This window comes from Pseudomonas sp. NPDC088368 (assembly GCF_044753445.1).
Taxonomy (GTDB): domain Bacteria; phylum Pseudomonadota; class Gammaproteobacteria; order Pseudomonadales; family Pseudomonadaceae; genus Aquipseudomonas; species Aquipseudomonas bambusae.
The window spans coordinates 224,767-249,439 of the sequence record NZ_JBIVNG010000003.1; the positions used below are offsets into that span (position 1 = coordinate 224,767).

Annotated in this window: 20 protein-coding genes and 1 pseudogene; 10 read left to right on the forward strand and 11 right to left on the reverse strand. The window is 61.3% G+C overall.

Features of this window, described 5'->3' with window-relative positions; all coding sequences use genetic code 11:
* Nucleotides 1–126: 126 nt before the first annotated feature.
* From ACIQAL_RS07355 to ACIQAL_RS07370, 4 genes and pseudogenes are all read right to left on the reverse strand, one after another.
* On the reverse strand, nt 127–744 hold the full coding sequence (locus ACIQAL_RS07355; RefSeq protein WP_401144071.1) for an LpxA family transferase: 618 nt from the start codon (nt 742–744) through the stop codon (nt 127–129).
* On the reverse strand, nt 741–1,985 hold the full coding sequence (locus tag ACIQAL_RS07360) for an AGE family epimerase/isomerase (RefSeq protein WP_401144073.1): 1,245 nt from the start codon (nt 1,983–1,985) through the stop codon (nt 741–743). The genes ACIQAL_RS07355 and ACIQAL_RS07360 overlap by 4 nt, the downstream gene beginning before the upstream one ends.
* 173 nt (nt 1,986–2,158) lie before the next feature.
* Nucleotides 2,159–3,022 (reverse strand): methyl-accepting chemotaxis protein, encoded by an 864-nt coding sequence (locus tag ACIQAL_RS07365; RefSeq protein ID WP_401144538.1) that lies wholly within the window; start codon nt 3,020–3,022, stop codon nt 2,159–2,161.
* Nucleotides 3,017–3,886: pseudogene (locus ACIQAL_RS07370) on the reverse strand (MCP four helix bundle domain-containing protein); the annotation flags it as partial. The pseudogene ACIQAL_RS07370 and the gene ACIQAL_RS07365, both read right to left, overlap by 6 nt.
* An 80-nt stretch (nt 3,887–3,966) precedes the next feature.
* Between ACIQAL_RS07370 and ACIQAL_RS07375 the strand changes: the two are divergent.
* The 3 genes from ACIQAL_RS07375 to ACIQAL_RS07385 all read left to right on the forward strand — a co-directional run bounded on the left by ACIQAL_RS07375 (nt 3,967) and on the right by ACIQAL_RS07385 (nt 6,392).
* A complete protein-coding gene (locus ACIQAL_RS07375) occupies nt 3,967–4,455 on the forward strand; it encodes a GFA family protein (protein WP_401144074.1) in 489 nt (162 codons plus the stop codon).
* Nucleotides 4,456–4,638: 183 nt separating this feature from the next.
* Entirely contained in the window at nt 4,639–6,192 is a 1,554-nt protein-coding gene (locus ACIQAL_RS07380) for an FAD-dependent oxidoreductase (protein ID WP_401144076.1), read from the forward strand.
* 35 nt (nt 6,193–6,227) lie between these two features.
* Complete coding sequence (locus ACIQAL_RS07385; RefSeq protein ID WP_341963878.1) at nt 6,228–6,392, forward strand: hypothetical protein; 165 nt, start codon at nt 6,228–6,230, stop codon at nt 6,390–6,392.
* A 308-nt stretch (nt 6,393–6,700) separates the two neighbouring features.
* Here ACIQAL_RS07385 and ACIQAL_RS07390 read toward each other — a convergent pair whose 3' ends face one another.
* The gene (locus tag ACIQAL_RS07390) at nt 6,701–7,798 is read right to left on the reverse strand and encodes an MBL fold metallo-hydrolase (RefSeq protein WP_401144078.1); all 1,098 of its coding nucleotides are present in this window, start codon (nt 7,796–7,798) and stop codon (nt 6,701–6,703) included.
* A gap of 217 nt (nt 7,799–8,015) precedes the next feature.
* Between ACIQAL_RS07390 and ACIQAL_RS07395 the strand changes: the two genes are divergently transcribed.
* The gene (locus ACIQAL_RS07395; protein WP_401144080.1) at nt 8,016–8,645 is read left to right on the forward strand and encodes a TetR/AcrR family transcriptional regulator; all 630 of its coding nucleotides are present in this window, start codon (nt 8,016–8,018) and stop codon (nt 8,643–8,645) included.
* Here the strand turns inward: ACIQAL_RS07395 and ACIQAL_RS07400 are convergent.
* Nucleotides 8,642–9,319, reverse strand: a complete 678-nt coding sequence (locus tag ACIQAL_RS07400; protein WP_401144082.1) for a DJ-1/PfpI family protein — start codon at nt 9,317–9,319, stop codon at nt 8,642–8,644. The two genes, ACIQAL_RS07395 and ACIQAL_RS07400, sit on opposite strands and share 4 nt — an antisense overlap.
* A 111-nt stretch (nt 9,320–9,430) precedes the next feature.
* Here ACIQAL_RS07400 and ACIQAL_RS07405 point away from each other — a divergent pair, with 111 nt between their 5' ends.
* From ACIQAL_RS07405 to ACIQAL_RS07420, 4 genes are all read left to right on the forward strand, one after another.
* Complete coding sequence (locus ACIQAL_RS07405) at nt 9,431–10,411, forward strand: GlxA family transcriptional regulator (protein ID WP_401144084.1); 981 nt, start codon at nt 9,431–9,433, stop codon at nt 10,409–10,411.
* Nucleotides 10,412–10,901: 490 nt separating this feature from the next.
* Nucleotides 10,902–12,251, forward strand: coding sequence for a gluconate:H+ symporter (locus ACIQAL_RS07410; protein ID WP_401144086.1), 1,350 nt, complete (start codon nt 10,902–10,904; stop codon nt 12,249–12,251).
* Complete coding sequence (locus ACIQAL_RS07415; RefSeq protein ID WP_401144088.1) at nt 12,252–13,112, forward strand: MurR/RpiR family transcriptional regulator; 861 nt, start codon at nt 12,252–12,254, stop codon at nt 13,110–13,112. It abuts the gene before it with no gap.
* Nucleotides 13,113–13,115: 3 nt separating this feature from the next.
* The gene (locus tag ACIQAL_RS07420; RefSeq protein ID WP_401144090.1) at nt 13,116–14,579 is read left to right on the forward strand and encodes an amidohydrolase family protein; all 1,464 of its coding nucleotides are present in this window, start codon (nt 13,116–13,118) and stop codon (nt 14,577–14,579) included.
* Between the two features lie 120 nt (nt 14,580–14,699).
* Here the strand turns inward: ACIQAL_RS07420 and fahA are convergent, their stop codons facing one another.
* Nucleotides 14,700–15,998 carry a fumarylacetoacetase gene (gene fahA, locus ACIQAL_RS07425; RefSeq protein ID WP_401144092.1) on the reverse strand — a complete coding sequence of 433 codons (1,299 nt, stop codon included), beginning with the start codon at nt 15,996–15,998 and terminating at the stop codon, nt 14,700–14,702.
* On the reverse strand, nt 15,995–17,314 hold the full coding sequence (gene hmgA, locus ACIQAL_RS07430; protein WP_401144094.1) for a homogentisate 1,2-dioxygenase: 1,320 nt from the start codon (nt 17,312–17,314) through the stop codon (nt 15,995–15,997). Before hmgA ends, fahA begins: the two co-directional genes overlap by 4 nt.
* A 107-nt stretch (nt 17,315–17,421) precedes the next feature.
* Here hmgA and ACIQAL_RS07435 point away from each other — a divergent pair, with 107 nt between their 5' ends.
* Nucleotides 17,422–18,213 carry an IclR family transcriptional regulator gene (locus ACIQAL_RS07435; protein WP_401144095.1) on the forward strand — a complete coding sequence of 264 codons (792 nt, stop codon included), beginning with the start codon at nt 17,422–17,424 and terminating at the stop codon, nt 18,211–18,213.
* Between the two features lie 471 nt (nt 18,214–18,684).
* On the opposite strand, the gene hppD is transcribed toward ACIQAL_RS07435, so the two are convergent.
* Together hppD and maiA are read right to left on the reverse strand one after the other, a co-directional pair.
* Nucleotides 18,685–19,761 (reverse strand): 4-hydroxyphenylpyruvate dioxygenase, encoded by a 1,077-nt coding sequence (hppD, locus tag ACIQAL_RS07440; RefSeq protein WP_401144097.1) that lies wholly within the window; start codon nt 19,759–19,761, stop codon nt 18,685–18,687.
* 142 nt (nt 19,762–19,903) lie between these two features.
* A complete protein-coding gene (gene maiA, locus ACIQAL_RS07445) occupies nt 19,904–20,536 on the reverse strand; it encodes a maleylacetoacetate isomerase (protein ID WP_401144099.1) in 633 nt (210 codons plus the stop codon).
* Between the two features lie 171 nt (nt 20,537–20,707).
* Here maiA and ACIQAL_RS07450 point away from each other — a divergent pair, with 171 nt between their 5' ends.
* Complete coding sequence (locus tag ACIQAL_RS07450) at nt 20,708–23,689, forward strand: RHS repeat-associated core domain-containing protein (protein ID WP_401144101.1); 2,982 nt, start codon at nt 20,708–20,710, stop codon at nt 23,687–23,689.
* 6 nt (nt 23,690–23,695) lie between these two features.
* Here the strand turns inward: ACIQAL_RS07450 and glcC are convergent, their stop codons facing one another.
* Nucleotides 23,696–24,469, reverse strand: a complete 774-nt coding sequence (glcC, locus tag ACIQAL_RS07455) for a transcriptional regulator GlcC (protein WP_401144103.1) — start codon at nt 24,467–24,469, stop codon at nt 23,696–23,698.
* Between the last annotated feature and the right edge of the window lie 204 nt (nt 24,470–24,673).

Genomic DNA, 24,673 nt, shown 5'->3' on the forward strand with positions numbered 1-24,673 from the left:
TTGATTCTGACCGTAGGCGTTGGCTTGCCTACGATCCATTGCGCAGCGATGGCAAATCCGGTGCACGCGGTGGAGCGGTGGCACAGGGGCTGGCTGACCTGATGCCACCGCAGGCAAGCCGTGCGGCTACAACGGCTTGCTTTCTGCGTCAAACACCTCACCGCGCCGGATGATGGTCGCCTTGGCCAGCAACGCCCCCGGCGCCAGCACGGCGTTGGCGCCGATGCGGCTGCGGTCGCCGATCAGCGCGCCGAACTTCTCGCAGCCCGTAGCACGCAGACGGCCGTCGATGCGCACGCGAACTTCCTTGTCGTCGCGCTCGTTGCGGTAATTGCAGACGATGCTGCCCGCCTCCAGATTCACCCCCGCCCCCAACACCGAATCCCCCACAAAATTGAAGTGCGCGAGCTTGGTGCCATCAAAGACGAACGAGGTTTTCAGCTCCGCGCCGGGACCGAAGATGCAGCGCTCACCCACCCAGCAACCACCCCGCAGATACGCGCCGCTGGCGACGAAGCACTCAGGGCCAATGATCAATGGCCCTTTGAGCACCGCCCCCTCCTCGACCACCACCGTTTTGTGCACGGCGATATCGCCCCGGATTTCGTAGTCTTCGCCCAGCGTCACCAGCAATTCGCGAACGATTTCAGGGGCACGGCTGACCAGTTCCCACGGCGTGAGCGAGGCCCAGCGCGACAGGGCTGAGGTGTCCAGCGATTCGATGAAATCGCCGATGCGGATCATTGCAAACGCTCCAGCGCCGTGGCGAGGCTTTGCGCCAGCGGCAAGACGGGCAACAACGTCGCCTGATACGCGTGATACAGGTCAGGTTTGCCCGGCCAGATATCAGTGCTCGGCTGATTCTGCGGATTCAGCTCATGGCGCCAGCTGCCGTGCTCGCGGTCGATGAACAGGGTTTCGTTGAATTCCCAGAAGGTCCGATACCAGGTTTCGTATTGCTGCTCGCCGGTGCGCTGAAGCAAGGCGGCCGACGAGGCGGCGGCTTCGGCGTGGGTCCAGTGCAGACGATGACGCACCACCGGGCGATTATCCCAGTCCAGCGTGTACACGATGCCCTTCGCGCCATCGACGTCCCAGCCAAAGCGGCAGGCGTTTTCGAACAGCAGCCGTGCGTCCTCCAGTAGCCAGGCCGGGGTGTCCAGTTTCGCCGCCTGACGCGCCGCTTCCAGGTGCAGCACCAGCCGCGCCCATTCGAAGGCGTGGCCCGGCGTCGTGCCATAGGGGCGGAAGCCGTCGTCCGGCTTGTCGGCGTTGTACTCCGGCACTGGCTGCCATTGCAGGGTGAAATGCTCGATGACTTGATGATGATTGGCGGCGGCGTGCTGATGAATCACCCGCTCGACAATGCTCAGCGCCCGGTCCAGCCAGCGCGCATCGCCGGTGACATCGGCCAGGGCCAGAAACGCCTCGGTGCTGTGCATGTTGCTGTTGGCGCCGCGGTAGGCTTCTTCGTCGCTCCAGTCCCGGGCGAAGGACTCGCGCATGGCGCCTTCTTCTTCGCTCCAGAAGTGCTGGCTGATGACCTGGATCGCCTGATCGAGCAAAGCCTTGGCGCCAGGGCGCTGTGCAACGACAGCCGAGGAAGCGGCCAGCGCAACGAAGGCATGCAGATACGCGGCTTTGCCCGTGCTGCCGCCTTTATCGAGGGGCTTGTCGAACCAACCGCCATGCTCGGCATCCCGCAGCGGTCCCGCCAGCGCCGCAACGCCGTGGTCGACCAGCTCGGCGCAACCAGGAATGCCATTGATGTGAGCGAGGGCAAAGCTATGGGTCATGCGGGCAGTGTTCATGGTTTCCGCAACGGCGTCGGCAGGCAACCGTCCCTGCTCGTCCAGATTGCCAAAGCCCTGAGGCAGCGTGGCCGCCCTGGCGAACCCCAACAGGCGATTGCCCTCCTGTGCCAGCCACGCCTTGTGTCCGGGCGCGCGCAACCAACTGCTGAAACCGCGATTCACATCATCCATTGCCTTGTCACCTATCTGCTCGGCAGGTTCAGCCCGCCAGGAATTATTAGACGGGGAGAATCATGCAAGCCAACGCCGGGTCAGGCAAGTGAATGAGGTGAATCCTTTAAGCAACGTCTGACCGGGAGGACGCTGGCATGCGCCAAACCGCAGCGGCGACATCAGCAATCAGATCACACGCGAAACCGCGTCACCACCTGATTCAACTCCCCCGCCAGGCGCGACAGCTCAGTACTGGACGCGCTGATCTGGTTGGCACCGGAGGACGACTGTTGCGACAGGTCGCGGATGTTGACGATGTTGCGGTCCACTTCCCGCGCCACTTGCGCCTGTTCTTCGGCGGCGCTGGCGATGACCAGGTTGCGTTCGGAAATCTGGTTGATCGACGAGGTGATGCGGGTCAGCGACGCCCCCGCGCCTTGCGCCAGCTCCAGCGTTTCCGTGGCCCGCGTGCGGCTGACCAACATGGACGCCAGCGCGTCGCTGGAACCGCTGCGCATGGTCGAGACCATCTTGTCGATTTCCAGCGTCGATTGTTGGGTGCGATGGGCCAGTGCGCGCACCTCATCGGCAACTACTGCAAAGCCGCGCCCTGACTCCCCGGCGCGTGCGGCCTCGATGGCGGCGTTCAGCGCAAGCAGATTGGTTTGCTCCGCGATGGAACGAATCACGTCCAGCACCTTGCCGATGTCTTGGGACTGATCGGCCAGGGTCTGCACCAGCATCGAGGTGTGTTGCACGTTGCTGGAGAGGTTCTGGATCGAGGTCACGGTTTCAATCACCCGCGCCTGACCGTCTTGCGCCGCGTCGTTGGATTCGCTGGACGCCTGGGACGTGGACACTGCGTTACGCGCCACTTCTTCCACGGCAGAGGTCATTTCGTTGACCGCCGTCGCGGCCTGTTCGATTTCCGCGTTCTGCCGATTGAGCCCGCGATGGCTGTCTTCGGTGACCGTATTGAGGGCGGTGGCGGCCGAGGCCAATTGGCTGGCAGAACTGCCGATCAGGCTCAGGGTGCCCCGCAGATTGGTTTGCATCAGACGCAGCGCGGTCAGCAGTCGCGTGACCTCATCCTTGCCTTCGACGCGAATGTCGTGGGTCAGATCGCCCTTGGCGACGAATTCCGCCGCCGTGACCGCTTCTTCCAGCGGCTGGATGATGCTGCGGGTCAGCCACAGGGCCAGGATGACGGTCGCCAGCGCCGCGATCAGCACAAACACCAATACAACATTGCGCGACGCGCTGTACTGAGACTCTGCAGCCTTGCCTTCCTGTTCGACCTGCTGCGAATAGAAGTCCGTCAGGTCGCCGAGTTGCGCGCCCGAATTGTCGACGGCGGTTTTCATGTCCACCAGCAGCAACGTGTTCATGGCCTTCGTATCACCGCTTTCCGCCAATACGAATGACTGGCTCAGGCCGCGTTGGTAATCGGCCAGCGTACTGCGGAATTTGTCGTACAACACCTTCTCTTCAGGGGTGTCGATGAACGTGTCGAGGGTCCCCAGTTTGTCGTTCAGCACCTTGACCCGCGCGTCCATCTGGCCCTTATAGGTGCCGACGCTCTTGGGGTCGGTGTCCAGCGCCATGCGCAGCGAAATCGTGCGGATGCGCAACATGGCTTCGCGAATCTCGCTAACCAGCCGCATGCTCGGCATCCAGTTGCTCTCGACGGCCACCTCGCTCTGACGAATGGTGGACATCTGGCTCAGTGCAAACCAGCCCAGCAACGCGACAAGCAGGGAAATCAGGGTAAAACCGAGGCCCGCACGTCGGGCAATGGTGAGGTTGCGTAGGTTCATGACCGTAGGCTCATTATTGTGGTGGCAGTGATCGCAGTTGTCGTACGACCTCTGCTTATCGACGTGCATCGGGGCTTCTTTAGCGAACACTTCATGAAACATCCGATCGAACCTTCGGGAAACCTTGGGCCAGTGCGAGGTCTAGACCTATGAGTCGACCCCAGTGAGAACGGAGGCCCATCATGCATCTGGAAGGTTCCTGCCATTGCGGCGCGGTGGAGTTCAGCCTGAACAGCGCCCACCCCTACCCCTATCAACGCTGCTATTGCTCGATCTGCCGCAAGACTCAAGGCGGAGGCGGCTATGCCATCAATCTCGGTGGCGATGCCAAAAGCCTGAAGGTCAAAGGCAAAAGCAGCATCGCCATCTACCACGCAAAAATGCGCGATGATGAACACAAACACGTGCACACCAGCAGCGCCGAGCGGCATTTCTGTCAGCAGTGCGGCAGTGCATTGTGGCTGTTCAGCCCGGAGTGGCCGGAGCTGATTCATCCGTTCGCCTCCGCCATCGACACGCCCCTGCCCACCCCGCCCGAGCACACGCACCTATTGCTGGATTCAAAGGCGTCGTGGGTCGAAGTCCAGGCCGGGCCGAAGGATCAGCAGTTCGAACAGTACCCGGAAGAGTCAATTGCCGGCTGGCATCAACGCCTGGGTTTAGAGCGGTGAGTGCCGAGCTGCAAGCGGCAAGCTAAAAGCAGCGCTCAAGATGCTCACGATTGCGTTTTTGCTTGCAGCTTGTAGCTTGCTGCTCGTAGCTGGCACCTTGCCGCTCGAAGCCTGCAGCTGAAAAATCGGTGAACCTCTATCGAGCCCGCTGACTCCCAACAGAAAGCCTGGGAGGAATTGAACATGGCAATGCATCGAGTCGCGAGCCTGGCCGATCTTCGTCGAGATCGCGGGATTCAGGTTGAAGCAGGCGAGAAAAAAGTCGTACTGGTGCGTCATGGCGATGAGGTTCGCGCTTATCAGGCGGAGTGCCCCCACGCAGGCGCGCCCCTGGCCGACGGTGCGGTGTGCAACGGCCATTTGATCTGTCCGTGGCACAAAGCGGAATTTGCCATTTCCGACGGGCATCTCTGCGAACCGCCTGCGCTGGACGCCCTGACCCGCTACCCGCTGCAAGTGATCGAAGATCAGATTCACGTCGACGATCAGGCGCTGTCTGTCGAGCACGACAGCCGCCCTGATGACGGCCGCTGCTTTGTCATCATCGGCGCCGGTGCCGCCGGAACGGCCGCCGCGTGTGCGCTGCGGGAAAAAGGCTTCAATGGCCGCTTGTTGCTGGTGGACCGGGAGGTCGCGCCGGGTTACGACCGGACGGCGCTGAGCAAATTTGTACTCGCGGCCGACATGCGCCCCGACGAAACCCCGCCCCTTCGCGACGACGCGTTTTACGATGAAAACCACATCGAGCGCATCGAAGGCGAGGTCATGAAGCTGGACGTTGTCAACAAGCGCCTGACCCTGTCAGATGGCCGCCGCTTCGCCTACGACGCCGTACTGATCACCACCGGGGGCGAACCTCGCGCCCTGCCGCTGATTGGCGCGGACCTGCCGCAAGTCCTGACCCTGCGTTCCCGTGACGATGCGAAGAAAATCCTCGCCGCTGCCAAACCGGGCAAACAGGCACTGATCGTCGGCGACAGCTTCATCGGCCTGGAAGCCGCGTCTGCGCTGCGCAAACACGGGGTTAACGTCACCGTGCTCGCCCACCATGAAGTGCCGTTCGCCGATCAATTGGGCGAGCGAATCGGCAAGGCGTTGCGCGCCCTTCATGAACAAAATGGCGTGCTGTTCCGCACCCATGTGGACGTTAGCCGCTTCGAAGGCGATGGACATGGGGGGAAGAAACGTCTGGAAACCGCCTTGCTGAATAACGGTGAGCGGCTGCCGGTGGACCTCGCGCTGATTGGCATTGGCGTCTCCCCGTCCACACAATTTGTCGACGGCCTGCAACTGGAAAAAGACGGTTCGCTGAGCGTCGATTCAGGGATGAAAGCAGGCAAGGACGTGTGGGCGGCGGGCGACATCGCCACCTTCCCGATCAATGGCCAGCCCCTGCGGATCGAACACTGGCGGTTGGCGCAACAGCAGGCGCGGATCGCCGCAAGCAACATGCTGGGCGCTGAAAAACATTACAGCGACGTCCCGTATTTCTGGACCTTCCATTTCGGTAAGCGGCTGGATTATCTCGGCCACGCCAAGGAATGGGACGACATCGTTTACCTCGGCGAACCGGAGACCTTCGAGTTTCTGGCGCTGATCTGCAAGCAAGGGACCGTTGCTGCCGTGGTCGGTTGCAAGCGGGAACGGGAAGTGGCCCTGCTGGCCGAACGCATGAAACAGCCCTTGTTCAAGGACGAAGCGCTGATGCTGATCAAGCAAATGAGCGAAGGTGCGTGACAACGCACGACGATCGATTCGAAGGAGATATGACAATGACGAAAGCCTCAGACCGGGAAGACCTTAAACACGCCCCGGAAAATGCTGGCAAGGTCGGCGAGCAGCACAAACAGGCGAACCAGCAAGGCGAACAGCCGCGCCATCCGGAGCATCCGAAAGACAACGCTCAGGACACGGATCGCAATCGGAACAAACCCTAAGGCCAGTGCCACAGAAGCTGGGCACACCGCGCCGTGCGGAACTTGACGCGCCTGGAACTCTGGAAGCGAATTTATTCGCGATACGATCGTACAGCCGTTACACCTCTGTCGCCTGACCCATCTTTCGCGAATGAATTCGCCCCTACAGGAGGCCGGATTCGCCGCAAGATTAGGAGCCTGACGCGGAGCTAACTGTGGGAGTGAATTTATTCACGAAGCGATGTGAAAGGCGATGCTTCTCTGTCGCCTGACCCATCCTTCGCGAATGAATTCGCCCCTACAGATGTCCGCCGCGCTATCTGGCTGGCTTACCCGCGGCTCGCGGCCTGCTGCCGGTTGCAACGTCGACTATGGCGACGCTTTGACGGGGTCTCCGAAGCTTTTTCGACTTTCATCCACCACGCCTCGCCTCGGCTTGGGTAGTCGATGTAGAACGGCTGGCCCATTTCCGGTGTGGTGATCGAGATACTCCGATCCCAGGCCAGTGCCAGAATCCGGTCGAACGGTTCGTGCCAGGCATGCATCGCTAGGTCGAACGTCCCGTTGTGAATCGGCAACAGCCACTTGCCGCGAACGTCGATGTGCGCTTGCAGGGTTTCTTCCGGCTGCATGTGCACGTCCGGCCAGTCGACGTTGTAGGCGCCGGTTTCCATGAGCGTCAGGTCGAACGGGCCGTACTCCTCGCCGATCAACTTGAAGCCCGCGTGGTAGCCGGTGTCACCGCTGAAGAAAATCCGTTGCTCGCCATCAAGCATCACCCACGAACACCACAGCGTCTGGTTGCCGTCGCGCAAGCTGCGCCCGGAGAAATGCTGGGCGGGCGTGGCGACGAAGCGGATGCCGTGAATCTCCGTCGATTGCCACCAGTTCAGCTGCTGAACCTTCTCGGCCGGGACGCCCCATTCGATCAGCGTGTCGCCCACGCCCAGCGGCGCGATGAAGTGCTCAGCCTTGTCCTTGAGCGCTTGGATGCTCATGTGGTCGAGGTGATCGTAGTGGTTGTGCGACAGAATTACCGCCTTCAGTGGCGGCAGGTCTTCGAGGCTGATCGGTGGCTGGTGGAAGCGCTGAGGGCCCGCCCACTGAATCGGCGACGCACGCTCGGCGAACACCGGGTCAGTCAGGAAGTATTGGTTGCGAAGCTTGAGCAGCACCGTCGAATGGCCCAGGCGGTACACCGTGTTGTTCGGCGCGGCCAGCAATTGCTGACGGGACAGCGGCTGAACCGGAATCTCACCAACCGGGCGGGTGTGGCGAGGCTTGTTGACCATGGCGTTCCAGAAAATGCGCAGCGTCTTCAGGAATCCGGAGCGCTGCATCGGCTTCTGGTTGCGGTAGCGGCCCTCCTCGCGAGAAAGAACGGGCAACGGGGAAGCGTTATCGAGGTTTTTTTCGATCGAGGCCATGAGGTGCTGACTCCATGAAACGGGTGGAGGTTTCTGCAACGGCGGACGCGTTGCAGAATGTTGCATACGACGGAAAGAAGTAAGCGAGAAGTTGTAACAGGCTTTTACACTACACAGTGTAGTTTCAAGCTTGCACGAACCGCAAAGAGAAGTAAACTGCTCGGTGTAATTTTCTCGCTGGCGATCATTCCCAGCCTCACCTTCCAGAAGCGATGCCATGACTGCGCCCCAACGACTGACCGACCGAAAACGTGAATCCATCGTGCAGGCAGCCATTGCCGAATTTCGCGACAACGGTTTCGAGGTCACCAGCATGGACCGCATCGCGGCGCGGGCGGAAGTCTCCAAGCGCACCGTCTACAACCATTTCCCGAGCAAGGAAGAGCTGTTCTCGGAAATGCTCCACCGTTTGTGGGCACGGGCCACGGCACAGCCCGAGGCCATCTATCGGCCCGGCGTGGCGTTGCGCGATCAACTGCGCGACTTGCTCGACGCGAAAATGAAAACCCTCGCCGACAGCAACTTCCTCGACCTCGCGCGCGTCGCCATCAGTGCCACCATCCACTCCCCCGAACGCGCACAGGCGTGGGTCAACCGCCTCAACGAGCGCGAAGAGACGTTTACCGTCTGGGTGCGAGGCGCCCAGCAGGACGGCCGTTTGAAAGCCGTCGAGCCGGGGTTCGCTGCGTCGCAGATTCACGCGTTGCTCAAGGCGTTCGCGTTCTGGCCGCAGGTCACCCTTAACGAACCGATCCTGACGCCCGAAAAACAGGCGTCCGTGGTGGAGTCGGCGCTGGACCTCTTCCTCTGTTGGTACGAAATACCGTTGCAGGCCCCAACCGCTTAGCGGTTGGCCGCCACGCGCTCGACGATCTGGCGACGCGCTTCCAGCCCGGCGGCCGCACGCTGCTTGGCGAGGGCAAGGATGTGAGCGGGCGCGGTGTCCGGACGGCCTGAGTCGAACGGCTGCGCGGGCGCGTATTCGATTTGCAGCTGAACGGCCTGCGCGGTGTCTGCATCGAAGAGTTCGCTGATCAGGGTCAGGGCGAAATCGATCCCCGCCGTCACGCCGCCACCGGTCATCAGGTTGCCATCCCGAACGACACGTTCATGAACCGGAATCGCCCCGAATTTCTCCAGCAAACCGTGAGACGCCCAGTGCGTAGTCGCACGCTTGCCTTCCAGCAACCCTGCCGCGCCCAGCACCAATGCACCGGTGCAGACCGACGTCACGTATTGCGCGTTTTTTGCCTGGTGCTGGATGAACGCGAGGGACTCGGCATCTTCCAGCAACGCGTCGATGCCGACGCCGCCGGGCACGCAGATGACGTCAAGGTCCGGGCAGCTTTCATAGGTTTGGGTCGGAATCAGGCTGAGACCGGTGCTCGACAGCAAGGGATCGAGGTTTTTCCAGACCAGGTGCACCGTGACGCCCGGCAGGCTGGCGAACACGTCATAAGGACCGGTGAGGTCGAGTTGTTGAACCTTGGGAAAGACCAGCAGGCCGATGTGCAGCGTCATGAGGGTGGCTCCTGATTGAGTGAAGTGGACGAATTCACTGTAGCGAGATAGGCTCTGGCGGATACGCCATTAAGCCCACATTTTCCGCCAACCCTGCAGTCGAGTCCGGCCATGACCCATGCCCTCAGAGCCATCCATATCCTGGCCTTCCCCAACGTGCAGTTGCTTGATGTGACCGGTCCGTTGCAGGTCTTCGCGTCGGCCAACGAACACGCAGTGCAACAAGGCTTTGAAACCCCGTACGCCCCTGCCGTCATCGCCAGACAAGAAGGCAGCGTCGTGTCCTGGGCGGGCCTGGGTCTGCACACGCAACCCCTGCCCGAAACGCCCTCGGACACCTTGATCATTGCGGGTGGTCGCGGGGTTCACACCGCGTTGAAGGATCAGACGCTGGTGCAATGGGTCCGTGATCAGGCATCGAGCGCGCGGCGGGTGGCGTCGGTCTGCACCGGCGCGTTCCTTTTGGCGGAAGCAGGATTGCTCGACGGACATCGCGTGGTGACCCATTGGGACAGTTGCGACGAACTGGCCGTCGGTTACCCGGCCTTGCAGGTCGACCCCGAGCCGATCTTCATCAACGAAGACGCGCTGTGGACCTCGGCTGGCGTGACGGCGGGCATCGACCTGGCACTGGCGATGGTCGAAGCCGACCTCGGACGCCCGGTGGCACTGGCCGTGGCGCGTGACCTGGTGGTGTTCCTCAAACGGCCGGGTGGGCAATCGCAGTTCAGCACCGCGCTGTCGATGCAGCACGCCACCCGCAGTCAGGACAGCCGCTTTGGCGATTTGCACGCGTGGATGCTCGACAACCTCGCGAGCGACCTTTCCGTCGCTACCCTCGCCGCCCAGGTGGGCATGAGCGAACGCAGCTTCGTCCGCCATTACCGCGCCCACACCGGCAACACCCCGGCCCGCGCCATCGAACAACTGCGGGTCGAAGCGGCACGCCGGTTGTTGGGAGACAGTGCCTTGCCGATCAAGCGGATCGCCGACCGCTGCGGCTTCGGCACCGAAGAAACCCTGCGCCGCAGCTTCATGCGGGCCGTGTCGGTGACGCCGCAGGCGTATCGGGAGCGGTTCAGTGCGGGTTAAGGGCTGGCGATGACAACGGGGTTGCGCTTTTGATTCTGCCGAAGGCGTAGGAGCAAGCTTGCTCGCGATCGGCTGCGAAGCAGTCGTAAAGTCTGCCCCCGCGATCCTTCTGACACACCGCGATTACACGTTTTGCTGCCGCTTCGGTCGGACGCGACCCCGGGCCGATCGTAGGCAAGCCAACTCCCACGGCCTTAAGCCGATCGCGAATGAATTCGCTCCCACTGAACATCGACCATGTGCCCCAGTGATAAGAAATTAACTTTCATAAATTGATATTTATATCCGTTTTCGTGTAATTTAATTTTCATCACGAACTCAGAGATAAAAATAATGCCTGCCTGTGATCGTCGTTTTTCGACCCCTCCTGCACCCCGCTCCCCTTTCGCAACACCCACTGCCGAGACCGATTTCATCGCTAAGCCCCGTTCGGACTGACCTCCGCCGAGCTTCCGCCTGACTGACCCTTTTCTCTGCAAGGAACCGTTGCATGCCTCCCTCTACCGGCCTGTCCCTGTTGATCTACGCCGCCATCGCGATCATCGCCCTGATCGTGCTGATCGCCCGTTTTCGTCTCAATCCGTTCGTCGTCATCACCCTGGTGTCGGTGGGCCTGGCGCTGGTCGCCGGGATGCCCGCGACATCGGTGGTCGCCTCCTATGAGGGCGGGGTCGGCAAGACCTTGGGCCACATCGCATTAGTGGTGGCGCTGGGCACCATGCTTGGCAAGATGATGGCCGAGTCCGGCGGCGCCGAGCGGGTGGCGCGGACGCTGATCGACCGCTTTGGCGAGCGCAATGCCCATTGGGCCATGGTCTGCATCGCCTTTCTGGTGGGCCTGCCGCTGTTCTTCGAAGTCGGTTTCGTGCTGCTGGTGCCGATTGCCTTCACGGTGGCGCGCCGGGTCGGGGTATCGATTTTGATGGTCGGCCTGCCGATGGTCGCGGGCCTCTCGGTGGTTCATGCGCTGGTGCCGCCCCACCCCGCCGCGATGCTGGCCGTTCAGGCCTATCAGGCGTCGGTGGGCCAGACCCTGTTCTACGCGATTTTGATCGGCATCCCGACGGCGATCATTGCCGGGCCGGTGTACGCAAAATTCATCGCATCGCGCATTCATCTGCCGGACGTAAACCCGCTGGCCAAACAGTTCCTCGACCGCGAACCGCGCAAACAACTGCCCGGTTTCGCCGTCACCATGGCGACCATTCTGCTGCCGGTCCTGCTGATGCTACTGGGCGGCTGGGCCAACCTGCTGTCGACGCCGGGCAGCGCCTTCAACAGCTTTCTCTTGTTCGTCGGCAACTCGGTGATCGCCCTGCTGCTGGCGACCTTGCTCAGTTTCTGGACCTTGGGGATTGCTCAGGGCTTCAGCCGCGATTCGATCCTCAAGTTCACTCAGGAATGTCTGGCGCCGACGGCGAGCATTACACTGTTGGTCGGCGCCGGTGGCGGCCTGAACCGGATTCTGGTGGACAGCGGCGTGACCAACGAAATCGTCGGGCTGGCCCAGGATTTTCACCTCTCCCCACTGCTCATGGGCTGGCTGTTCGCCGCATTGATGCGCATCGCGACCGGCTCGGCCACCGTGGCCATGACCACCGCGTCGGGCATCGTCGCACCCGTGGCCATGGGCCTGGGCTATCCGCACCCGGAGTTGCTGGTGCTGGCGACGGGCGCGGGCTCGGTGATCTTTTCTCACGTCAACGACGGCGGGTTCTGGCTGATCAAGGAGTATTTCAACATGACCGTGGCACAGACCTTCAAGACCTGGACGGTCCTGGAAACGCTGATTTCGGTGATCGCGTTCCTCCTCACCCTCGGCTTGGCACAGGTGCTCTGAGTGGACATTCTTTACCAAATTCGCGCCCGGCAGGATTCGTTCAGCGCCGGTGAAGGCCGCATTGCCAGGCTGATTCTGAGCGATGTCGCCTTCTCCGCCAGCGCCAGCCTCGACGAACTGGCCACCCGCGCCGAAGTCAGCAGCGCCACGCTTTCACGCTTCGCCCGCTCGGTAGGCTGCAAGGATCTGCGCGATCTGCGCTTGCAACTGGCCCAGGCCAGCGGCGTCGGCAGCCGTTTTCTCAAGCCGGAACAGGCGCCCGAGCAGTCGGCGTTTTTCAGCCAGATCGTTGGCGACATCGAATCGACCCTGCGCCAGCACCTCGCCGGGTTCGACGATGCGCGGTTCAAGGCTGCCGTCGCCCTGCTCACCCCCGCGCGCATGATTCACAGCTTCGGCATGGGCGGTTGTTCGAGCCTGTGCAGCGAGGAATTGCAGACCCGGCTGGTCCGTCTCGGCTACCCCATCGCCGCCTGCCGCGACCCGGTGATGATGCGCCTGATCGCTGCCACCCTGGGTCCCGACCACAGCCTCATCGTCTGCTCCTTGAGTGGGCTGACCCCGGAGCTGCTGGACGCCGTGACCCTGGCCCGCAGCTACGGCGCGAAGATTCTGGCAATCACCCTCCCCGGCTCGCCACTGGCGGCGTTGGCAGACGTGCTGCTGCCGCTGCAAATCGCCGAAACCAATTTCATCTACAAACCCACGGCCGCGCGCTACGGCATGCTGCTGACCCTCGACGTGCTCGCTACGGAGCTGGCGCTGATCGCCCCTGACGACAATCAGGAACGCCTGCGCCGCATCAAGCTGGCCCTCGATGATTACCGCGGCGGCGACGACGGCCTGCCGCTTGGAGACTGACCCATGCTTTACGACCTGATCATTCGCGACGCGCTGGTGATCGACGGCAGCGACACGCCGGGCTACCGCGCCGATGTGGCGGTGCATGACGGGCGCATTCAGCGCATCGGAGATTTGAGCGGCGTCTCGGCCCGAGAAAACATCGACGCGGCCGGTAGGGTGCTGGCGCCAGGCTTCATCGATGTGCACACCCACGACGACACCGTGGTGATTCGCCAACCCGACATGCTGCCAAAAATCACCCAGGGCGTGACCACGGTGATCGTCGGCAACTGCGGGATCAGCGCCTCGCCGGTGACGCTGGCAGGAGATCCGCCTGACCCGATGAACCTGCTGGGACCGGCCAACGCGTTTGCCTACCCGCGCTTTCGCGATTACCGCGACGCCGTGGACAAGGCCCGTCCGGCGGTCAATGTCGCTGCGCTGATCGGTCATACCGCGCTGCGCAGCAATCATCTGGACGACCTGTTCCGCACCGCCCGCCCGGCCGAAATCCGTGCCATGCGCGAGCAATTGCATCAGAGCCTGGAAGACGGCGCGCTGGGGATGTCCACCGGCTTGGCCTACGCTTCTGCGTACTCGGCAGAAACCGATGAGGTCAAACAACTGGCCGAAGAACTGACGGCGTTTGGTGCGGTGTACACCACCCATCTGCGCAGCGAATTCGAGCCGGTGCTGGACGCCATGGACGAGGCGTTCGACATTGGCCGTCACGCCAAATCGCCGGTGGTGATTTCGCACCTGAAATGCGCGGGCGCGGGGAATTGGGGACGCAGTCCTCAGTTGTTGGCGTCGCTGGAAAACGCCGCGCTGACCCACCCGGTCGGCTGCGATTGCTACCCCTATGCAGCGAGTTCATCGACGCTGGACTTGAAGCAAGTGACCGACGCGTTTCCCATCACCATCACTTGGTCAACGCCACACCCGGATCAGAGCGGACGCGATTTGAAAGACATTGCCGCCGATTGGGGCTTGTCGCTGCTCGATGCCGCGCGTCAGCTGCAACCGGCGGGCGCGGTGTATTACGGGATGGACGAGAACGATGTGCAGAACATCCTGAAACATCCGCTATCGATGATCGGCTCCGATGGCCTGCCGGAAGACCCGTTCCCGCACCCGCGTCTCTGGGGCGCGTTTCCACGGGTGTTAGGGCATTTCAGTCGCGACCTTGGGCTGTTCCCGCTGCACCGGGCCATCCACAAGATGACCGGACTGACCGCCACCCGCTTCGGGTTGCATGAACGGGGTTTCGTGCGCGAAGGCCATTGGGCAGACCTGGTGCTGTTCAACCCCGACACCGTTCGCGACGTCGCGGATTTCAAAGCACCGAAACGCGCGGCAGAGGGCATCGACGGGGTTTGGGTGAACGGGCATTTGAGCTATGCCGATGGCAAACCGCTAGGCGAGCGACAAGGCCGGTTTTTGCCCCGGAGCGGGTCGCTGGTGGCAGGCTTTACCCAAACCTGAGACTCGCTGCGCCGGTCACGGCCTTTCGCGAATAAATTCGCTCCCACAGAAGAATGCGGTCAACCTGTGGGAGCGAATTCATTCGCGAAGGCGTTGGGTCATCCGGCGACTATTTTCGACCTATCCAAGAATGACACCTCGGCACTCACCAAACCCGATACTCACCTCGCCATCCCTGCGGCAGCGGGCCTTGAGGATCACTTCATCCCCTGCTTCCAGAAACTTCCGGGTCTCGCCGCTCGGCAATTCCACAGCGTGTTTGCCGCCTTCGGTCATCTCAAGCAGGCTGCCGAACTGCCCCGTCTTTGGCCCCGACAGCGTGCCCGTGCCGAACAGGTCACCCGGCTGCAACTGACAACCGTTGACGCTGTGGTGGGTGACCATCTGGGCGAAGGTCCAGTACATATTCAAGGTGTTGCTCACCGCAAGACGATGAGGCGGCAAACCCTGTGCCTTCATCTGCACGGTGAGCAGCAACACTTCCAGTTCCAGGTCCAACGCGCCCTGCTGCTGGTCCTGATCGTTGAACAGATAATCCAGTGGCTTCGGATCACCTTCGGGTCGCTTGGGCTGCGCGGTGCGGAACGGAGCCAGTGCCTCCGCCGTCACCACCCATGGGGAGATCGTGGTGCTGAAGCTCTTGGAGAGAAACGGCCCAAGTGGCTGGTATTCCCAGGCTTGCAAGTCCCGAGCGGACCAGTCGTTGAGCAAGCAGAAACCGGCAATGTGATCACCGGCGTCGGCAATGCCAATCGGCTCACCGGCCTCATTGCCTGGCCCCATCCACACGCCCAGCTCCAGTTCGTAGTCCAGACGTTTGCTCGGCCCGAAGGTCGGCACTTCTGCGCCCGGCGCAAGGGTCTGGCCGTTGGGGCGTTTGACCGGCGTGCCCGACACACGCAGCGTCGAAGCGCGACCATGGTAGGCAATCGGCACGTATTTGTAGTTCGGCAGCAGCGGGTTGTCCGGACGGAACAGCTTGCCGACGTTCATCGCGTGATGAATGCCGACATAGAAATCGGTGTAATCCCCGACCTGTGCAGGCACGTGCAACTGGCAGTCGCTCATCGGCACCAGCAACGCCTCACCCAGCGCCTGCAAGCGCTCACGGTGCGGGCTGTTTTCATCCAGCAGTTCCAGCAGTTCGCGACGTAGCACCTGACGCGGCGCAGCCCCCAGCGCAAAAAAGGCATTCAATTGACCGCGACTGGCGGCTTCGACGGCTTCCCGAGCCCCCTCACTGAACACGCCCGCATCAAGGGCGGTGCGCAAGTCCAGGATACGGTCGCCGATGGCCACGCCACCCCGCCGTTTGCCGTCCGCACGACTGAACACGCCAAACGGGAGGTTCTGCAATGGGAAATCAGGGTGATCGTTGGCAGAGGTCACCCAACTGCGCGAAGGATGGGAAGTGCTCATCGTTGGCCGTCCGTATCGAAAGGTTTGAAGGTTCTGGCGATGCCGCTCCAGCAGGCATCGTAGTCGCTTTGCAATTGCGGGCACTCCAGCGCGTGGCGGCTGGGGCGCAAAGGTTTTCCGGTCTCGAACATGAAGGCCATGGTCTGCTCGATCTTGTGCGGTTTGAGGTCCGCGGCCATGGCTTTTTCAGCGGTGGCGTTGTCCGGGCCGTGAGCGCTCATGCAGTTGTGCAGCGACACGCCGCCGGGCATGAAGCCTTCGGCTTTGGCGTCGTAGGCGCCGTCGATCAGGCCCATGAATTCGTTCATCAGGTTGCGATGGAACCACGGTGGCCGGAAGGTGTTCTCCGCCACCATCCAGCGTGGCGGGAAGATCACGAAATCGACGTTGGCCTGCCCGTGGGTCGGACTGGGCGAGGTCAGTACCGTGAAAATCGACGGGTCCGGGTGGTCGTAGCTGACAGTGCCAATGGTGTTGAACAGCCGCAGATCGTACTTGTACGGCACGTTGTTGCCATGCCACGCCACCACGTCGAACGGCGTGTGTTCGAGGGTGGCTTCCCACAGTTCGCCAAGGAACTTCTGCACCAGCACAGTGGGTTGCGCGCTGTTTTCGAAATGCGCGACAGGCGCCAGGAAATCCCGAGGGTTGGCCAGGCCATTGCTGCCAATCGGCCCCAGGTCCGGCAAGCGCAGCGGGCTGCCGTGGTTCTCGCAGAGGTAGCCCCTTGCCTGCCCGTCGAGCAAGTGCACGCTGAACTTAAGCCCGCGCGGGATGACGGCGATTTCCTGCGGCGTGATGTCCAGCAAGCCTAGCTCGGTGATCAGGCGCAAACGGCCCTGTTGCGGAACGATCAGCCACTCGCCGTCAGCATTGAAGAACGCCCGCTCCATGGACTGATTGGCGGTGTAGATGTAAACGCTGACGCCTTCGGCCTGGTCCGCCGCCGAGGTGCTGGCCAACACAACCAGGCCGTCGATGAAATCGGTCGGTGCGGTGGGCATGTCGAAGGCGTTCCAGCGCAGGCGGTTCGGGGTGATCGGGCCTTGCTGCCCGCCACCGGTGATCTGCCGTTCAAGACGCTCAAACCGGGGGTGCGCGGCGGACGGCGCAATGCGGTACAGCCAGGTTCGGCGAGCTTCGGCGCGGGAAACGGTGAAGGCCGTGCCCGAGAATTGCTCGGCGTAGAGCCCGAGGGGATGGCGCTGCGGGGAGTTCTGGCCCACCGGCAACCCGCCAGGCACCGCCTCGCTGCTGAATTGATTGCCGAATCCGGACTGGTAGCTCAACGCCTCGAATGCAGGTGGGGTGAACATCTCGACCTCATATTTTTGTTTTACGTAACCAGATTACGCATAACGTAATTTGAGTTTGCGGAACGGTCAAGCTATAAGACAGCACTTTCAGACCGGCGCCTTGACCCATGACAGACGATTCCGCATCCCCTGCAATCCCGCGCCAACAGAAGGTGCAGTCCGCCGAAGTGGGCGTCGGCATTCTCAAGGCACTCGCCGAACTGGCTCCCGCCACGTCGCTGTCGAAGCTCGCCGAACACGTCGCCATGCCCGCCAGCAAGGTCCATCGCTATTTACAGGCCCTGGTGGACAGTGGGTTCGCCGAGCAGGACCCGGTCACTAACCATTACCGCCTCGGACGCTCGGCGTTGCAGGTGGGGCTGGCGGCGCTAAGCCAGCTGGACGTGCTGAAAACCAGCGCCCCGGCGTTGATCGAATTGCGCGACGAGCTCAACGAGACCTGCTTTCTGGCGGTGTGGGGCAACAAGGGGCCGACCGTGGTGTACGTCGAGCAATCCTTGGGCGCGGTGACGCTGGTGACCCAGATTGGCTCGGTGCTGCCCCTGCTCAGTTCGTCCACGGGGTTGGTGTTCGATGCGTTTCTGTCGACTGCCGAAACCGCTGCCCTGCGTGAAGCCGAATCGGCCAGCCTTAACGCTAAGCAGCTCAAGGAAATCGACCGCCACCTCAAGGAAATCCGCAGCACCGGCGTGCACCAGATTCACGGGCTGTTGATGGAAGGGGTCAATGCGGTGTCGTCCCCCGTGTTCAGCATGGGCAACAAACTGGCGGGCGTGATCACGGTGGTGGGCTCGGCGTCGGTGTTCACGGATCAACGCCAGACGGCGGCTGCGGGGAAATTGCGGCAGACGGCGCAGATCATCAGCGAGCGGATGGGCGGGGAAATGCCGAAAGGCTAGGCCCCGGAATCCACGCCGGACACAGATCCTGTGGGAGGGAATTCATTCGCGAAACGGTGTTCCTGACGACACATTTTCCGGGTCCGCACGGGCCATTCGCGAATGAATTCGCTCCCACAGTTAAAACCTCGCCAGGCCGGAACCTTGCGGCGTTCCCGAACACCTGTGGGAGCGAATTTATTCGCGAAACGGTGTTCCTGACGACACATTTTCCGGGTCCGCACGGGCCATTCGCGAATGAATTCGCTCCCACAGTTAAACCCCGTCAGGCCTGGATTTTTCGGCGTTCCCTAAAATCTGTGGGAGCGAATTTATTCGCGAAACGGTATTCCTGACGACACATTTTCAGCGTCTGCATGGGCTATTCGCGAATGAATTCGCTCCCACAGGTTAAAACCGCGCCAGACCTTAATTTCGCGGCGCCCTCCCACAGTTGAACCCGCATCGACGGTTAATTTCAACCGCTGACTCTCAATCTGCGGTCAGCACTCCGCGCCGCAGCTGATCGCGCTCGATGGATTCGAACAGCGCCTTGAAGTTGCCCTCGCCGAAGCCGTCGTCACCCTTGCGCTGGATGAATTCGAAGAACACCGGCCCCATCAGGGTTTCCGAGAATATCTGCAACAGAAGACGCTGATTGCCACCTTCCGACGTGCCGTCGAGCAAGATCCCACGTGCCTTCAACTCATGTTCCGGCTCGCCATGACCCGGCAGGCGCCCTTCGAGCATTTCGTAATACGTCTCCGGTGGCGCGGTCATGAAGCGCATGCCCAAGGCTTTCAAGCGGTCCCAGGTGTCGATCAGGTCTTCGGTGAAGAAAGCGACGTGCTGAATCCCTTCGCCGTTGAACTGCATCAGGAACTCTTCGATCTGCCCCGCGCCCTTCGACGACTCCTCGTTAAGGGGAATGCGGATCATGCCGTCCGGCGCCGTCATGGCTTTCGAGGTCAGGCCGGTGTACTCGCCCTTGATATCGAAGTAACGAATTTCACGGAAGTTGAACAGCTTTTCGTAGAAGTTCGCCCAGTACGCCATTCGGCCGCGATAGACGTTGTGAGTCAGGTGATCGATAAATTGCAGCCCTGCCCCTTCAGGGTGACGCTCGACGCCTTCGATAAACACGAAGTCGATATCGTAGATGGACGTGCCCTCGCCAAAACGGTCGATCAGGTACAGCGGCGCACCGCCAATGCCTTTGATCGCCGGCAGGCGCAACTCCATCGGGCCGGTGCCGATTTCAATCGGTTGAGCGCCCAGTTCCAGCGCACGTTTGTAGGCCAGTTGCGAATCCTTCACCCGGAACGCCATGCCGCACACGGAAGGACCGTGCTCGGCAGCGAAGTAGGACGCTTCGCTATGAGGCTCGTTGTTGAGGATGATGTTGATCGCGCCCTGACGGTAAAGCGCCACGTTCTTGGAACGGTGGTTGGCGACTTTGGTGAAGCCCATCATCTGGAACACGGGTTCGAGGGTGTTGGGGGTTGGCGAGGCGAATTCAATGAATTCGAAGCCCATCAGGCCCATCGGGTTTTCGTAGAGATCAGTCACGGTCTTGCTCCTGCTAAAAAGTGAAATGCACAGCGGCGAGGATCACTGTTCAGCGGGTGGCGCGCAGGGAATGCCCCGAACGCTGCGGGCGAGGAAGTCGCCGAAGATCAATTGCAGACCGAAGATTTTCATGTAGGAAAGGTTACTCCGGCTTATCGGATTGCGCATCAGGATGCGCTTTTTGGAAGGCGGGGTGAGGCAGCGCCAGCGCTTCGACCCGGCAAATACGCGGGAACGCCGCCAGATCGACGTTGAACCGGCGCGCGGCATACAGCTGCGGCAGCAAATAGACATCAGCCAGACCGACGGCCCCGAAGCAAAACCCCTCGTCGCCGATGAGCGCCTCGACGGCCTTGAAACCTTCAGTGATCCAGTGGCCGATCCAGGCGTTCACATCGCCTTCGTCACGGCCCAGGCCACGCAGGCGATTGAGGACAGCGACATTGTGCAACGGGTGAATGTCGCAACCGATCAGCGCCGCGACCTCACGATGCCGGGCACGCTGGAACAAATCGTCAGGCAACAGTGACGGTTGCGGGTAGCGCTCTTGAAGGTATTCGATGATGGCGGGCGACTGAATGATCACCTCGCCCTCTTCCAGACGCAGCGCCGGCACGCGGCCCTGAGGATTGACCCCCAGATAATCAGCCTTGCGATGCTCGCCGCCGTCGCGGATCAGATTGACGGGAATGGCGTTGACCTCAAGCCCTTTCAACGCCAGCGCAATGCGCACGCGGTAGCTGGAGGTCGAGCGGTAGTAAGTGTAGAGATCCACGGGCAGGCCCTGCTTTTTTGTTATTTTCGTAAACGGTTTACGCTGTGCGTAAGTTGACGCACCCAGAGCGTGGTGTCAAGAAAGCCCACCCGTCAGATACGTCCTACGCGTTCTGCTGCATTCAGACTGCCGGGGCTAGAGTAAAACGTACACCTAGCAAGGATTGCTGCCGTGCCATCTGCCCTTCATTCCTACACCCCAACCCTGACCGCGCTGGAGCCACGCGGGCTCACAGTGCGCTCGGTTCGCTGGTATCGGGCCGAGAGCGAAGTCGAGGCCGAAGCACGGGTTTCGCAATCACGGCTCGATGCGTGGGGTCGGGTGGTCGAACAGCGGGATGCGCGGTTGTTTGCTTCTGCCGCTGCTCGGCCCAGAGTGTGTAAAAACGTCACGAGCGATGATGAGGCAAGGCAAAAACAGGCGAAAAAGCGGCCGGGGTCGCGATCGACTCTAGGTGTTCTAAATGAGCATTTTTCGCCTGTTTTTAACGCAGCATCATCGAGCGCAGTAGTTTTTACACAGTCTGGGCCGAACCTGGCGACGGTTCACAGCCTGTCTGGCAACACGTTGAAGTCCGATAGCGCGGATGCTGGCTGGCATGTCGCGTTGAACAACGAAGATGGCTCGACCGCTGAGCGTCGCGACAGCCGAGCCACTTACACGCGCTACGAGTACGACGTCCTGCGCAGAGTCATGGCAGTGTTTGAAGCGTCTGTGGGTGCAGGCGAACGGTGCGTTGAGCGCTTCATCTACGGCGACGACCAAGCCGATTCCTCCTACAACCTGCGTCGGCAGATGCTGCGCCATGACGATCCGGCAGGCACTCGTCATATGCATGCCTACGACCTGAACGGCTTGCCCCAGCAGGAACGGCAACACTTCCTCGGCAGTCTGGAGTCGCCAGACTGGCCAGACGACAACGATGCTCGCGACGCGCTGCTGGAATCCGGCGACGGCATGCTCAGCCAGTGGGAATATTCGCCTTGGGGTGAACAGCTGGGGATGACCGATGCGGCGGGGAATCAGCATGAGCAACGGTTTGACGTTGCGGGCCGCTTGATGGTCAGCACGTTGCAGCCCGCAGAGCAGGAAGCGGCCACCACGCTGGTCGAACAGGTCCGCTACAACGCCTTCGATCAAGTGCAGTCGCAAGTCGCCGGCAACGGCCTGACTACCGAAACCGCGTACGATCCCGCCGATGGTCGACTGTCCCGCTTGCTGTGCAAATCTGCGAATGACGCCCAAGCCCTGCAGGATATTTCCTATTTTTACGACCCCGTGGGCAACGTCGTTCGTCATGAAGATCACAGCATCGAAAGTCGATACCACGGCAATCGCCGGATCGATCCCGTGTCGACATTCCGCTACGACAGCCTCTACCAACTGATCGAAGCCAGCGGTCGCGAACGCCTCGGCGCAGGTCGAGGCCCCGAGCTGCCGGGCGTGATCGACTTTTCCGGCAACGATGAATCGCTGATCGGCACCTACACCCGCCGCTACCAATACGACGCCGGTGGCAACCTGCTGCTGATGCAGCATCAGGGACAAAACGGCCAGGAACACACCCTGCGGATGGCGGTTTCAAGCGCGTCCAACAAATCGATCCCCTGGCGAGAGGGCCTGAGCGACGAGCAGATCGAGAACACCTTCGACGCCAATGGCAACCTCGGCCAATTGCAGCCCGGCCAAACCATCCACTGGGACCTGCGCAATCAACTGGCCCAGGTCACCCTGATCGAACGCGAAAACGGCGAGTCAGACACCGAACGCTACATTTACGGCGGTGGCGGAAGGCGCCTGCGCAAATACGCTAACCGACAGGCCAGCGGCATCATGCATCACACTGAGACCCGCTATTTGCCAGGGTTGGAACTGCACGCAGACAGCGCCACCGGCCAGCGTCGCCACGTGGTGAACATCAATGCCGGGCGAGGAAAGATCAGGTGGATGCGCTGGCTCAGCACGCCGCCCGCAGGCTTGCGAGAAAACTCGTTGTATTACGGTTTCGATAATCAGCTGGGCTCAGTCACGCTGGAGACCGACGAGCACGGCCAAGTGACCAGCCGCGAGGCATATTACCCTTTTGGCGGTTCGGCTTTGATCGCCAGTCGCAATGAAGTGGAAGTGTCGTTCAAGACCCTTCGCTACAGCGGTAAAGAGCGCGATGCGACAGGGCTTTATGACTACGGCTATCGGTATCTTGCGCCGTGGCTGTGTCGCTGGCTGAATCCCGATCCGGCGGGGGCGGTCGATGGGCTGAATCTGTTCAGGTTTGTCGGGAATAATCCAGTGACCAAGGTGGATGGGGATGGGAGGATGTGGCAAGACCCAGAGGAACCAGAGCTCGACGCCCTGTTGAACTGGTCCGTAGATACACTTCAGGGGCCTGCTCCGGAGTCACTGAACGAGGTTCCCCCCTCCAGGCCTGCAAGTGCAATGTCAGTGGCAACCGTGGACACCGCCCTGTTCAACTCACCTCCGGGGTCACCCTTGTCTCCGGCAAACTCACTTTATTTCGAAAGCCTACCCCCTACGCCGGCTCCCCAAACAGCTGAGCCTCAACTGGAAGGTGTGGTGGCGTATTACCCTCTAGGTGGGGGTCATGTTTCCTTCATTGGCTGGGAGGTTTCGCCTTCCTCTACTGAGCTTAGCGAGGGTTTCCGGATTCCCGCCCCACCTCAGGCAATGCCTGGACCGTCCACCAGATCAATTAGCACGAACAACCGGCGTTTCGTATGCGAGACCTGCAACAGATCCTATGCCGCCATGAGAAGTCTGGAGGTCCATAAACGGTCGCATAGCACGAAACCTTACGCCTGCGATTTGTGCACCAAATCCTTCATCACCCGAAAGCTGCTGACAGTTCATCGTCGGGTCCATACTGGCGAACAGCCCTACATTTGCGATTCTTGCGCTAAGCCCTTTGCTGACCCTAGCGCCTTGGCAAGGCACAAGCGTATTCACTCCGGCGAAAAACCTTACACGTGCAACGAATGCCACAGGGCGTTTACCACTTCGGACCAGCTTCGACAGCATCAGTGGGTCCATACGGGTGAAAGACCCTATAGTTGCCCATTCTGCGATTCAGCTTTCACACAGAGAGCCTCGTTGACCACGCATAAAAGAAATCTGCACCCGGGTTCACGCGCCTGACGCCCTTCAAACCCACCCCTCCAACCGCAACGTCGCCCTCACCAAGCGCTGCTCCTCGTTCTCAATCTCCCGCAAGTTTTCGCAAATGCTCTGAATGTGCGCGACGGCGGCCTTGCGCGCCTGCTCGGGCAGCCTTCCCGTCACAGCGTTGTACAGCCGCGCATGGTGCCGGTCGATCTGGCGCTTCTGTTCATGTCGGTGATACAGATTGTTGACCGAGGCAAACACGGTGTTGAGCAGCAGATCCGTCAGCGAACGGAGGGTCTGCACCAGCACCGGGTTGTGCGACGCTTCGCAGATGGCCAGGTGAAACGCGTGATCGAGCCGTGCGTGTTCGGGCGCGGGCAGTTCGTGATCGTGAGCGGCAACAAGCGCGTCGTAGGCGCGGGTGATGAGGACAAAATCGGCGTCGGTCCCTCGCAGCGCCGCCAGCCGTGCAGACTCTCCTTCCAGCAGGCTGCGCACTTCGAAGAGGTCGTACAGGGTGCGAGGTTGCGAGGCGAACAGGTGCATCATCGGGGAAGCCGCGGTGACGCCCAGGCCGCCCATTTGCGCAACGAACGAGCCTTGGCCGTGGCGGGTGTCGATGATGCCCCGGGCACGCAAGAGTTTGAGCCCTTCGCGCAACGCGGTGCGGGACACCCCGAGTTTTTCAGTCAGGCGCCGTTCGGAGGGCAGCAATTGCCCAACCTTGAGCACGCCGTCGACGATCAGCCGCTCGATGCGTTCGCTGACCACGTCGGCGACTTGTTGCGGGCGTTCGGGTTTGAGGATGTCCATGAGTGGTGACGCCTTGCAAGAGGGTGAAAATCGCGCATCCCTTGTAGGAGCCGGCTTGCTGGCGAAAGCGGCCTGGCTGCACCGATGAAGGTGACTGATATAGCTCATTCGCCAGCAAGCCGGCTCCTACAGGTCTTTTTCGCTCACCAACGGTGGTATGACCAGTGCCGATTTAGAGCGGCCTTAAACCTAAGGCTATGAACA